Here is a 12,341-nt window from a genome sequence, read left to right on the forward strand (position 1 = left end):
CTCAGTGGGTGTGCGTGGCGGAGCTCTTGCCCTGCTGCGACTTCACGACGAAGCTGCCGGTGGCGGCATAGGCCGCGCCGGGTTTCAGGCCGCCGGTGATCTCGATGCGCTGGCCATCGCTGCGCCCGGTCTGCACATGCTGCGGCACGAAGCCGCCGGGCACGCGCAGGAACACGGTGGGCTTGTCTTCCACGGTCTGCACCGCCTCGGCCGACACGGTCACGGGCGCGTCCACTTCGGAGGCCACGAGCTCGACATTCACGAACAGCCCCGGGCGCCAGACGCGCTGCGGGTTGGTCAGCGTGACGCGCGCGGTGGCGGTGCGCGTCTGCGCACCGATGAGCGAACCCACGTAAGACACCTTGCCCGTGGCCGTCTGGCCCAGGGCGCTGGAGCGGATGCTCACCGGCTCGCCGATACGCACCAGGTTCAGGTTGTTGGCCGCCACGCTGATCTCTGCCCACACCGTCGACAGGTCGGAGATGGTGAACACATTGACCGCCTCGCCCACCGATTCGCCGAGCGAGATGTGCTTTTCGACCACCATGCCGTCGAAGGGCGCACGCAGCTCGTAGCGGCCCAGCGCCGACGAAGATGGCGTGGCGCCCAGCGCCAGCAGCTTCTGGTTGGCGTTGGCCACGGCGATCTGCGCCTCCTGCATCGCCTGCTGAGCCTGCAGGTAGTCCTGCTCGGGCGAGATCTTTTCTTCCCAGAGCTTCTTCTCGCGCTCGTAGGTGGTGCGCGCCAGCGCGAGCCGGCGCTGCGCCGACTGCAGCTCGCTGCGCTGCTCCGACAGCGCCGGACTCGAAATCACCGCCAGCACCTGGCCGCGCTTGACCTCCTGGCCCAGGTTGGCCGACACGCTGTCGACCACGCCCGCCACACGCGGCACCACGTGAGCCGTGCGGTCTTCGTTGAACTTGATCTCGCCGGGCAACTGCAGCGACGACTTGATGCGCGCGGGGCCCGCGCTTTCGATGGTCATGTCGGCCGCCTTGATCTGCGCGTCGGTGAAGCCGATCTTTTCTTCCTCTTCCTCCTGGCCGGCGGGTTCCTTTTTCGCTTCTTGCTTGCCTTCCTCGTGGTGCTCGTTGTCGGCGTGGCCCTTGGCTTCGCCGTGGCTGTGGTCGTGGTCCTTGGCCTCTTCCTTGGCTTCCGGCTTGCCGTGGGCCTTGCCTTCTTCGTGGTGTTCGCCGTCGCCATGGCCGGCCTCTTCCGAATGGCCGGCGGCCTCGGGCTTGGCGGGTGCGGAGCGAAGAATCATCGCGCTGGCGCTGAGCCCCACGACGAGGACGACGATGATGGCCATCCACTGCTTCTTGCCCACGCGTTCTGCGAAAGAGCCGCGGTTTTCTGTGTTCATGATCTGTTGCCTTCCTTGTCAGCGCGCCACGGGCGCCGCGGGTGTCATGGGAGAGATGTCGTCGCCTTCGTTGCCGAGCAGCCGGTCGAGTTCGCCGGCCGCGCGGTGCGCATCGGCCAGCGCGAGCAGGTACTGCGCGCGCACCTGGAACAGCGTGCGTTGGGCATCCAGCGCTTCCAGGAAGCTGAACTTGCCCAGTTCGAAGCCCTTGGTCGCGGCCTTGTAGGCGGTCTCGGCGCCGGGCAGCGCGTCGTGCTGCAGCGTCTGGGCGGTGGCGCGTGCGGAGCGCAAGCGTTCGGTGGCCTGCGCCACCTCGGTGCCCAGTTGCAGCTCGGCGGCGGCGAGGTCGTCGCGCGCCTTTTCCTCGCGGCTCAGGGCCTCGGCCACGTTGCCGCGGTTGGTGTCGAAGATGGGCAGCGGCACCGACAGGCCCACCACCACCTGGTTGCGCCGGTTGCCGCCGACTTCGGCGTCGGAAGCCGGCACGCGCTTGGCGCCGAGCGACACGGTCACGTCGGGAATGCGCTTGGCCTGCTCCAGGTCGGACAGTGCCTTGCGCCGCTCGACCTCGAGCCGCGCCTGCACCACCACGGGTGCCGCGGCCAGGCGCACGCCCAGGTCTTGCGCTGGCGCCATAGTGGGCAACTGGTCGATCGCGCCCTCCACCTGCGTGAAGCGCGGATCGGGGTTGCCCCACAGCGCGGCAAGTTGCTGGCGGGCCGAGCGCAGCGTGCCTTCGGCCTGCAGCAGCTCCACGCGCGCACCGGCCTCGGCCACGCGCGCCTTGGTTTCTTCCAGCGGCGACACCTTGCCGGCGGCCACGCGGTTGGTGGCCGCGCGGGTCGCGGTCTGCGCGAGGCCCACGGAATCCTGCGCGAGCCGCAGGCGCTCCTGCGCGGTCAGCACGTCGAAGAAGGCGGTGACGGTCGCGGCGCGGATCTCGGCGCGGCGCCCCGCCAGTGCCGACGCGGCCTGGTCGCGCGCGCGCTCGGCGGCCGTCACGCGGGCAGAGCGCTTGCCGCCGAGCTCGATCGGCTGGCTCAGCTGCAAGGTGGTGGTGCGGTTGTCGCGGCGCAGGTCTTCCAGCTGCGCGTCGAGCGTGGGGTTGGGCCAGGCGCCGGCCTGCACGATGGCGGCCTCGGTGGCGTCCTGCTCGCGCGATGCGGCGGCAAGGCCGGGGTTGGCGCGCAGTGCCATCGCGACGGCGCTGCGCAGGGTCAGGGGGCCCGCAGGCTCCTGTGTCCTGGTGGCCGCGCGCGAAGACGCCTGCGGCGAAGCTGACGAGGAACCGGCCGGAGCCTGAACGGGCAGCGTGACTTGTTGTGAATATGCCGGGGGCACCGCCATGGCCAATGCGGCCAGCGGCACGAAGAGCGTGCGCATCGAATTCTCCTGGGTTGCGAAACAACGGACGGACGAATTCGGCGAGAGCTCAGCTGATGGTGTGGATCAGAAGTTGTGCATGTTCTCTCGCCGAATCAGAGGGCGAGAGACCAGTCGGGACGGACCGGAACGTCGGAGATGTGCGAATCGAAGCGCTCGGCTGCCATGACGCGCAGCGGCTGTGCGGTGCGCCGTGCGGACAGCACGGGCTCGGGCGCGCCTTCGACGTGCTGTGCGTAGCCGGAATGGCAGACCGCGCAGTCGCCGATGACGGCGTTGGGCTGGGTGCTGGAGTTCTTCTGCGCGCCCTCGCCGCTGTGGCTGCGGTCGGTGCCACGGGTTTCGTGCTCGTGGTGGCCCCAGTGCCCGGGCTGCGTGTCGCGCTCGTGCTGGCAATAGGCTGACGCCGCCGCCCAGCTGAGCTGGAACGGAAGCAGGAACAGCATGAGGATCAGGAACCAGCGGCGCATGGAGCAAAAAGTATATCGGGGGCCTGTGGCAAGACTTTTGGCAATGCCCTTGCGGTGTGCACGCCCTGCGGAATGTATGACACCAGGTCGGGCGTTTGTCCGTCAATAGGATTACCAAAACGTAACCAGGGCAGCGTAAGTGCTTCGTTACTATTCGGTAATGCGAATTCTTGTCATCGAAGACGAGCCCAAACTGGGCGATTACCTGAAAAAGGGGCTCGAAGAGAACGGATACGTGGTCGATATTGCCCGCGACGGGATCGAGGGGAAGTACCTCGCCACCGAGGGCGACTACGCACTGGTTCTGCTCGATGTGATGCTGCCTGGCATCGACGGCTTTGCCGTCCTGCAGGCCATACGGCGCACCAGGAACGTGCCGGTGCTGGTGCTCACGGCGCGCGACAAGGTCGAAGACCGCGTGCAGGGCCTGCAGCAAGGGGCGGACGACTACCTCGTCAAGCCGTTCTCGTTTTCGGAGCTGCTGGCGCGGGTGCAGGCGCTGTTGCGCCGGGGCAAGCCTCAGGAATCGACCACGCTGCGGCTGGCCGACCTGGAGCTGGACCTCATCAGCCGCAAGTGCTTTCGCAACCGCGCGCGGCTCGACCTCACGGCCAAGGAATTCACGCTGCTGGTGGTGCTGCTGCGACGGCGCGGCCAGATCCTGTCGCGCACCACGCTTGCCGAGCAGGTGTGGGACATGAACTTCGACAGCGACACCAACGTGGTGGAAGTGGCCATCCGCCGCCTGCGCAGCAAGCTCGACGACCCGTTCGACGTGAAGCTGCTGCATACGGTGCGCGGCATGGGCTACGTTCTCGAAGACCGCTCCTGGGCATGAGCCAGCCCCCAGGCCGGCCGCACTCCATCCAGAGCCGGCTGTCGCTCTGGATCGCCGCGCAGACCCTGTTCGGGCTCAGTGTGATCTGCCTTGCCATCTACTTCGTCACCGCCTGGAACTTCGGGCAGAAGCAGGAAGAGGAACTCGACCACAAGGCCGTGCTGGTGCAACACCTGCTCAAAGAGGCCGAGAAAGGCGGCGACCTGCCCTTCCTGCGGCACAAGCTCGACGACTTCTTCTCGATGCAGGACGACGTGACGCTGTCGATCTCGCACGCGGGCCAGACGCTGTTCCAGTCCACGCCCGCGCTCGGCGGGCTCTGGATGCTGCGCGACATCGAGGTGCCATGGACGCAGGGCGCCACCAGCACGCAGCTGTCGGTGCAGATCGGCGTGAACACCGCGCAGGAAGCGCGGCTGCTGCGGCGCCTTGCCTGGACGCTGCTGGGCGCGGTGGTACTGGGCACGGCGCTGGTCTCGTTCACCGGCATGTGGCTGGTGCGGCGCGGGCTGCGTCCGCTCAAGCGGCTGGCCGAGAGCACCGCGGCCATGGCGCCGGACAAGGCCAACCGGCCGATCGACGCCATGGACTTCGCCGAGGAGCTGCGCCCCTGGATCACGCAGTTCAACGCCCTGCTGCTGCGCGTGCAGCGCGCCTACGTGCAGCTGGAGTCGTTCAACGCCGACGTGGCGCACGAGCTGCGCACGCCGCTGGCCAACCTGATCGGCTCCACCGAACTCGCGCTGACCCGCCAGCGCAGCAACGAGGAGCTGCAGGCCGTGCTCGCGTCCAACCTCGAAGAGATCGGCCGGCTCTCGGGCATCGTCACCGACATGCTGTTTCTCTCCCAGGCCGAGCGCGGCACGCCGATGCGTACGCGCGCGGTGACGAGCCTGGCCGTGCAGGCCGCCGACGTGATCGACTTCTACGACGCCATGCTGGAAGAAGCCGGCCTGCGCGCCGAGGTGGCGGGCGACGCCATGGCCGACGTGGACGCCGCGCTGATACGGCGCGCGCTGTTCAACCTGCTGGGCAACGCCATCCGCTTCGCGACGCCGGCCTCGGTCATCCGCATCGAGATTGCCCAGCACAGCGAGGAATTCACCATCGCGGTGGTCAACCGCGGCGAGCCCATCGACCCTGCCGCGCTGCCGCGCCTGTTCGAGCGCTTCTACCGTGCCGCCCAGGCGCGCGACGGCTCCACCCGGCACCACGGCCTGGGGCTGTCGATCGTCGAGGCCATTGCGCGCATGCACGGCGGGCGGGTGTTCGCGGCCAGCCAGGGCGGCGAGACGCGCATCGGGTTCACGCTGCAGCGGTGAGCCATCAAGGCTTGGCGTGCGCCGCATCGGCCACGGCAGGCGCCCGGCGGCCGATGAACAGGTTGATCAGCGGCCCGGTCATGGCGGTGGTCGCGAGCGCCATGACCAGCAGCATCGTGAACAGCTCGGGGCCGATGAGGCCGGCGTCCAGCCCGATCTTCATGACGATCAGCTCCATCAGCCCGCGCGCGTTCATCAGCGAGCCCGTGGCCAGGCTGTCGCGCCAGCCGTAGCCAGCCATGCGGGCACCGACCGCGCCGCCGGCGATCTTGCCGAAGGCGGCCACGCCCAGGATCAGCATCATGGCGCCGAAGCCCGCGCCCGAGAACGCGTTGGACGTGGTGCCGAGCCCGGCCAGCGCAAAGAACAACGGCATCAGCACGACGATGGAAATCGGCTCGATGCGCTCGCTCAGAGACTTCAGCAGCCGGTCGTCGCGCGGCAGGCAGGCGCCGAACAGGAAAGCGCCGAACACCGCGTGCAGGTGCAGCAACTCGGTGGCCAGGGCCGTGACCAGAAGGCCGATCATCAGCGAGGCCATCACGGTGGTCGAGGGCTCGCCCTCGGGCGCCTTGGTGCGCAACAGCCACGCGAAGGCCGGCTTGAGCCCGAAGAACAGCACGCACAACACCACCGCCATGCCCACGGTGGTCTTGAGCAGGCCCTGGTAGCCCTCGCCCGCCCCCACCAGCGCCACCACGAAGGCCAGCAGGATCCACGCGAACACGTCGACCACGGCGGCGGCGCCGAGCGACAGCTGCCCGAAGGGCGTGCGGGTCATGCCGCGGTCCTTGAGGATGCGCGCCATCACCGGGAATGCCGTGATCGACAGCGCCGCCGCCATGAACAGCGCGAACGGCCAGAAGCCGACACCCGCCGGCGCCAGCGTCGGGTAGAGGGCCGGCGAGATCGCGATGCCCAGCGCCAGCGGCACGATCACGCTCAGCACGCCCACGTAGCCCGCCGAACGCAACTGCTCGCGCACGCCCTTGGAAGCCCGCAGCTCCAGGCCAACCACGAACATGAAAAGCACCAGCCCGAGCGTCGACAGCGACGACAGCCCCTGCAGCGAGGCCTTGGAGAACAGCTGTGCGTGCAGCGACGGAAACAGCGCCCCGAAGACCACCGGCCCCAGCATCAGGCCGGCGGCCATCTCGCCCACCACGCCGGGCTGCCCGACGTGGCGGAGAACCCAGCCGCAGACGCGCGCGGTGGTCAGGATGACGATGAGTTGCAGCAGCAGGGACGTTGCGGACATGGCGTAGCGATAACCTGGAAGCCGACGGAATTGCGGCCCATGTTAGTGCCAGCCAATGATCGGCTCAACCCGGCTGCGCGCTCACTTGGGTACGCGCATCAGGCGCAGCCCGTTCGCCACCACCAGCAGGCTGGCCCCCATGTCCGCGAACACCGCCATCCACATGGTCGCGCTGCCGAACACCGCGAGCACGAAGAACACGGCCTTGATGCCGAGCGCCAGCGTGATGTTCTGCCACAGCACCGAGTGCGCGCGGCGCGACAGGCGGATGGTCTCGGGAATGCGGCGCAGGTCGTCGTTCATGATGACCACGTCGGCCGCTTCCATGGCGGTGTCGGTGCCCGCGCCGCCCATGGCGAAGCCGATGTCGGCCTGTGCCAGTGCGGGTGCGTCGTTGATGCCGTCGCCGGTCATGGCGGCTGCGCCGTAGCGCTGCTGCATGGCCTTGATGGCGTCGAGCTTTTCCTCGGGCAGCAGGTTGCCGCGCACGTCATCGATGCCGGCGTGGGCGCCGATGGTCTTTGCCGTGGCGGTGTTGTCGCCGGTGAGCATCACGGGCGTCACGCCCAGCGCGCGCAGTTCGGCCACCGCCGCCTGCGACGATTCCTTGATGGTGTCGGCCACCGCGAACAGCGCGAGCACCGCCTCGTCCGATGCCAGCAGCGTGACGGTGCGGCCTGCCTCTTCATGCCGCTTGAGCTCGGCTTCGAGCGCCGGCGAGCACAGCCTGCGCTCCTCGATCAGCCGGTGGTTGCCGAGCACATAGGCCTGGCCCGCCAACGTGGCTCCCACGCCGCGGCCGGGCAGCGCGGTGAAGTCGGCGACCTCTTGCCGCTGGCTCTTCAGGCCTTCGGCAATGGCCTTCGACACCGGGTGATCGGAGCGGCCCGCGATGCTGGCGGCCACTGCGAACACGACGGCTTCGTTGCCCGATGCATCCACCAGCACCGACTCGACCAGCTTGGGCTTGCCTTCGGTGATGGTGCCGGTCTTGTCGAGCGCAATCGCCTTGAGCTTGCGCGCCTCTTCGAGGTACGTGCCGCCCTTGATGAGAATGCCGCGCCGCGCGGCCGAGGCCAGCGCGCTCACGACGGTGACCGGCGTGGAGATGACCAGCGCGCACGGGCATGCAATGACCAGCAGCACCAGCGCCTTGTAGACCGACTGCATCCACGTCCAGTCCATGAACAGCGGCGTGAGCACCGCCACAGCCAGCGCCAGCACGAAGACCGTGGGCGTGTAGATGGCCGCGAACCTGTCGACGAAACGCTGAGTGGGTGCGCGCGAGCCTTGTGCCTCCTCGACCGCGTGGATGATGCGCGCGAGCGTCGTGTTCGACGCCACCGCCGTCACGCGGAACTCCAGCGCGGCGGTCTGGTTGATGGTGCCCGCGAACACCGGGTCGCCCACGGTCTTGTCGACGGGAATGCTCTCGCCGGTGACGGGCGCCTGGTCGATGGCGCTGGTGCCCTCGGTCACCACGCCGTCGAGCGGCACGCGCTCGCCGGGGCGGATGCGCGCCACGGCGCCCGGCGCAACGGTGTTGGCCATCACGGTCTGCCAGCTGCCGTCGGCCTGCTTGACCTCCGCCTGCTCGGGCGCAAGCGCCAGCAGGCTCTGGATGGCGTTGCGCGCGCGGTCCACGGCGCGCGCCTCGATCAGCTCGGCAATGGCATAGAGCGCCATCACCATCGCGGCTTCGGGCCACTGACCGATGATGAAGGCGCCGGTCACGGCCACCGCCATCAGGGCGTTGATGTTCAGGCGCCCGCGCACCAGCGCGGCAAATCCCTTCTTGTAGGTGTCCAGGCCGGCCAGCCCGATGGCGCCAAGGGCGAGCGCGATTTCCACGGCCTTGAAGCCCATGCCGTCCAGTGCCATGAACGAAATCGACTCGGCAGCCACCGCCAGCACCAGCGCCGCGATCAGGCGCACGAGGCCCATGTTCATGCCGGCGATCTGCGCGGGAGCCGGGGTGGCCTGCGTGCCCGATGCGGGGCCGCCCGCCGCGTTCAGCGGCTGCGGCTTGAAGCCGGCTTTGCGGATGGCGGCAAGTGCCTCGGGCAGCGCGCCGTCTTCGGTGGTGATGGCCATGGTGCGCTCGCCGAGGCGAAACCGCAGGGCCTTGACGCCCGCCACCGGCTCCAGCGCGCGGCGGATTTCAGACTCTTCCACCGCGCAGTCCATGGTGGGAATGCGGAAGAGCAAGGCGCCCTTCGGCACATCGGCGGTATTTGCCGCGAATGGAATCGCGCCGCCGTGGCTGCCGCCGCCGCAGCACGCGTCTTCGGCATGGTCATGGCTGTGGCTGTGGCTGTGGCTGTGGCCGTGGTCATCGCCATGCGAATGAGGATGGGCGTGCGGCACGGGCCGGGTCAGAGCGTTTTCGTTCGTCATGGAATCGATTGGAAACCCTGAAGCAGGTGTAGAGTCAAACGCTCATTTCCACTCGTTCATTTGCCGCATCATGAAAATCGGTGAGCTGGCCAAGGTCGCGAACACCCCCGTCGAAACCATCCGCTACTACGAGCGCGAGCAACTTCTGCCCGAGCCCGCGCGCACCGACGGCAACTACCGCATCTACGACGAAGACCATGCCCAGCGCCTCGGCTTCATCCGCCGCTGCCGCTCGCTCGACATGACGCTCGACGAGATCCGCAGCCTGCTCAAATTCCGCGACGCCCCGCAGGAAGACTGCGGCCAGGTCAACCAACTGCTCGACGACCACATCGGCCACGTGGCTGCGCGCATCGCGGAGCTGAAGACGCTGGAAAAGCAGTTGAAGGCGCTGCGCCAGCAATGCGGCGGGCCGGAGTCGGCAAGCAACTGCGGCATCCTGCAGGAGCTGGACACCGCGGCGCTCGCGCCCGAAACCTTCGGGCAGCACGCGGGGCATGTGCACGGCGCGCTGCACGCGCCGGCCAAGCGCGCCGCCTGAAGCGACGGACTTACTTGCCGATCAGCTGCGTGAGCTTCTCGGCCTCGAAGCACTCGTCGCGGGCCGCGTCGCCCGGCACGCAGTCCTTGGTGCTGCCGGAGCGGTCCGACAGCTTCTCGATGGCCTGCCACAGCAGCGCAATCTGGTGCTCCTGGCTCGATGCGTTGTCGATCAGGCTGCGCATGGCCTGGCTCAGCGGGTCGTCTTCCTGCGTGATGCCGTAGGCCGAAAACTTCTGCGGCGCGGCCACGTCGGCGCTCTCGCCGGCCTTCGACGGGATGATGCGCGCGGGAATGCCCACCGCCGTCGCGCCCGCGGGCACCGGCTTGATGACCACCGCATTGCTGCCGATCTTGGCGCCGTCGCCCACGACAAAGCCGCCCAGCACCTTGGCCCCGGCGCTCACCACCACGTTGCGGCCCAGCGTCGGGTGCCGCTTGGTGCCCTTGTAGAGAGAGGTGCCGCCCAAGGTCACGCCCTGGTAGATGGTGCAGCCGTCGCCGATTTCGGCGGTCTCGCCGACCACCACGCCCATCGCATGGTCGAAGAACACCCGCTCGCCGATCTTGGCGGCCGGATGGATCTCGATGCCCGTCATCCAGCGCGCCCAGTGCGCGATGAAACGCGCCGGCCACTTGAAGCCGCGGGTCCAACAGGCGTGCGCCCAACGGTGCAGCACCACGGCATGGAAGCCGGGGTAGACCGTGATCACTTCCCAGGCGCTGCGGGCGGCCGGGTCGCGTTCGAGGATGCACCGGATGTCGGCGCGCAGTCGAGAGAACATCGCTGCCTTTTGTCGTTATATCTATATGGGGCGGGCAGTCTATAGCCCGCCGCCATCGCTTACGGGCGATAAGGTTTTATTCGGGCAGGGCGCCGCGGGGCGGCTTGGTCGCGTCGCTCATGGCCTTGGCGATGCCGCGCAGGATGTGGATCTCTTCCGGCGTGGGCTGGGCCCGGTTGAACAGCTGCTGCAGCCGCGGCATGAGCTTCTTGGGCGCCTCGGGGTCGAGAAAACCGATGTCCACCAGCGAGCGCTCCCAGTGGTCGAGCATGCCGGCCACGGCCTGCGCGTCGGCCGCCTGCACCGGGTTGACGGCCTCGCGCACTTCGTAGCCGCCCAGCGCCAGCCGCCATTCGTAGGCGATCACCTGGATGGCCGCGCCCAGGTTGAGCGAGCCGAATTTCGGGTCGGTCGGGATGGTCAGGGCCACGTTGCACCGGTAGACGTCCTCGTTCCGCATGCCGAAACGCTCGGAGCCGAACAGGAAGGCGACGTGCTGGTCTCCCTGTTGGGCCAGGGGCTCCAGGTGCTCTCTGGGTGTACGGGTGGGCGGGCCGAAGTCGCGCGGGATCATGGCGGTGGCGCACAGGTGGGTCACGCCGTCGAGGGCTTCGTCCAGCGTTTCGACGATGCGGGCGTTGGTCAGCACGTCGAGCGCGCCGCTCGCGCGCTGGATGGTTTCCTCGCGCCGCAGCACGTTGGCCCAGCGGGGAGCCACCAGCACGAGGTCGGAGAAACCCATGGTCTTCATGGCGCGGGCGGCGGCGCCCACATTGCCGGCGTGGCTGGTCTGGATCAGGATGAAACGGGTGCGCATGGCGGGTTCGGGAGACACGGAACGGCGGAGCCGGTAAAATGCCACGATTCTCGCTGCCCGCATCGCCGGGCCGTCTCCGGGGCCTCCCCACCGTTCTTCTCACAATCCAATGTCGTCCCCCAACCTGCATCCCATGCTCAACGTGGCCGTCAAGGCCGCACGCGCCGCCGGCGCGATCATCAACCGCGCTGCCCTCGACGTCGAGGCCGTGCGCATTTCGCAGAAGCAGGTCAACGACTTCGTCACCGAAGTCGATCACGCGAGCGAGCAAGCGATCATCGAAACGCTGCTCGGCGCTTACCCGGGGCACGGCATCCTGGCCGAAGAATCGGGCACCGAACATGGCGCCAAAGACTCCGACTACGTCTGGATCATCGATCCGCTCGACGGCACCACCAATTTCATCCACGGCTTCCCCGTGTACTGCGTGTCGATCGCGCTGTCCGTGCGCGGCAAGATCGAGCAGGCCGTGGTGTACGACCCCAGCCGCAACGACCTGTTCACAGCCACCAAGGGCCGCGGCGCCTACATGAACGAGCGCCGCATCCGCGTGTCCAAGCGCACCAAGCTCACCGAGTGCCTCATTTCCACGGGCTTCCCGTTCCGCACGGGCGACAACTTCAAGCAGTACCTGGCCATCATGGCGGACATGATGCCCCGCATGGCCGGCCTGCGCCGCCCCGGCGCGGCGGCCCTGGACCTGGCCTACGTCGCCGCAGGCTTCACGGACGGCTTCTTCGAAACCGGCCTGAATCCCTGGGACGTGGCCGCCGGTTCGCTGCTGGTCACCGAAGCCGGTGGCCTGATCGGCAACTTCACGGGCGAGCCCGAATTCCTCGAACAGCGCGAATGCCTGGCCGCCGCACCGCGCATCTACGGCCAGCTGGTGCCGCTGCTCGCCAAGTACTCCAAGTTCGCCAACGTCGACGACAAGCTGCGCGCCAGCGACCGCATGCGCGCCGTGTCGGCCTCGACCAAGTCGAACCCCGACGACGCGTCGGTCGACCTCTATGCCCGCAGCACGGTGGTCGATTTCGCGGACGAAACCGCTGAAGGCGACAAGCCCGCCGTGGCCGTCCCTGCCGCGCCGCGCAAGCTCACGCGCGTGCGCCGCGACGCCGCTCCCGCCGCCGGAGCGCCCTCCGAGGGCGACGCTTCCGCCAAGTGA

11 protein-coding genes are annotated in these 12,341 nt (G+C 68.3%); 4 read left to right on the forward strand and 7 right to left on the reverse strand.

Annotated features, from left to right (window positions below):
• Position 1: 1 nt before the first annotated feature.
• The 3 genes from ACQY8B_RS14735 to czcI form a co-directional block, all read right to left on the reverse strand.
• Positions 2–1,363, reverse strand: coding sequence for an efflux RND transporter periplasmic adaptor subunit (locus tag ACQY8B_RS14735; protein WP_422087377.1), 1,362 nt, complete (start codon positions 1,361–1,363; stop codon positions 2–4).
• An 18-nt stretch (positions 1,364–1,381) separates the two neighbouring features.
• A complete protein-coding gene (locus ACQY8B_RS14740; RefSeq protein ID WP_422087378.1) occupies positions 1,382–2,746 on the reverse strand; it encodes a TolC family protein in 1,365 nt (454 codons plus the stop codon).
• A gap of 95 nt (positions 2,747–2,841) precedes the next feature.
• On the reverse strand, positions 2,842–3,216 hold the full coding sequence (czcI, locus tag ACQY8B_RS14745; RefSeq protein WP_422087379.1) for a cation efflux protein, CzcI family: 375 nt from the start codon (positions 3,214–3,216) through the stop codon (positions 2,842–2,844).
• Positions 3,217–3,376: 160 nt separating this feature from the next.
• Between czcI and ACQY8B_RS14750 the strand changes: the two genes are divergently transcribed.
• Entirely contained in the window at positions 3,377–4,054 is a 678-nt protein-coding gene (locus ACQY8B_RS14750) for a heavy metal response regulator transcription factor (RefSeq protein ID WP_422087380.1), read from the forward strand.
• Positions 4,051–5,376 (forward strand): heavy metal sensor histidine kinase, encoded by a 1,326-nt coding sequence (locus tag ACQY8B_RS14755; protein WP_422087381.1) that lies wholly within the window; start codon positions 4,051–4,053, stop codon positions 5,374–5,376. Before ACQY8B_RS14750 ends, ACQY8B_RS14755 begins: the two co-directional genes overlap by 4 nt.
• A gap of 4 nt (positions 5,377–5,380) precedes the next feature.
• Here ACQY8B_RS14755 and ACQY8B_RS14760 read toward each other — a convergent pair whose 3' ends face one another.
• Both ACQY8B_RS14760 and ACQY8B_RS14765 read right to left on the reverse strand, forming a co-directional pair.
• Positions 5,381–6,634: a cation:proton antiporter gene (locus ACQY8B_RS14760; RefSeq protein WP_422087382.1), complete on the reverse strand. Its 1,254-nt coding sequence runs from the start codon at positions 6,632–6,634 to the stop codon at positions 5,381–5,383.
• A gap of 81 nt (positions 6,635–6,715) precedes the next feature.
• Complete coding sequence (locus tag ACQY8B_RS14765) at positions 6,716–9,031, reverse strand: heavy metal translocating P-type ATPase (RefSeq protein WP_422087383.1); 2,316 nt, start codon at positions 9,029–9,031, stop codon at positions 6,716–6,718.
• A 70-nt stretch (positions 9,032–9,101) separates the two neighbouring features.
• On the opposite strand from ACQY8B_RS14765, the gene cadR reads away from it, so the two are divergent.
• Complete coding sequence (cadR, locus tag ACQY8B_RS14770) at positions 9,102–9,572, forward strand: Cd(II)/Pb(II)-responsive transcriptional regulator (protein ID WP_422087384.1); 471 nt, start codon at positions 9,102–9,104, stop codon at positions 9,570–9,572.
• Between the two features lie 10 nt (positions 9,573–9,582).
• On the opposite strand, the gene cysE is transcribed toward cadR, so the two are convergent.
• Together cysE and ACQY8B_RS14780 are read right to left on the reverse strand one after the other, a co-directional pair.
• Positions 9,583–10,356 carry a serine O-acetyltransferase gene (gene cysE, locus ACQY8B_RS14775; RefSeq protein WP_422087385.1) on the reverse strand — a complete coding sequence of 258 codons (774 nt, stop codon included), beginning with the start codon at positions 10,354–10,356 and terminating at the stop codon, positions 9,583–9,585.
• A gap of 76 nt (positions 10,357–10,432) precedes the next feature.
• On the reverse strand, positions 10,433–11,173 hold the full coding sequence (locus ACQY8B_RS14780) for an RNA methyltransferase (protein ID WP_422087386.1): 741 nt from the start codon (positions 11,171–11,173) through the stop codon (positions 10,433–10,435).
• A 109-nt stretch (positions 11,174–11,282) separates the two neighbouring features.
• Here ACQY8B_RS14780 and ACQY8B_RS14785 point away from each other — a divergent pair, with 109 nt between their 5' ends.
• Positions 11,283–12,341 (forward strand): inositol monophosphatase family protein, encoded by a 1,059-nt coding sequence (locus ACQY8B_RS14785; protein WP_422087387.1) that lies wholly within the window; start codon positions 11,283–11,285, stop codon positions 12,339–12,341.

This window comes from Variovorax sp., assembly GCF_965279555.1.
Classification (GTDB): Bacteria; Pseudomonadota; Gammaproteobacteria; order Burkholderiales; family Burkholderiaceae_C; genus Variovorax.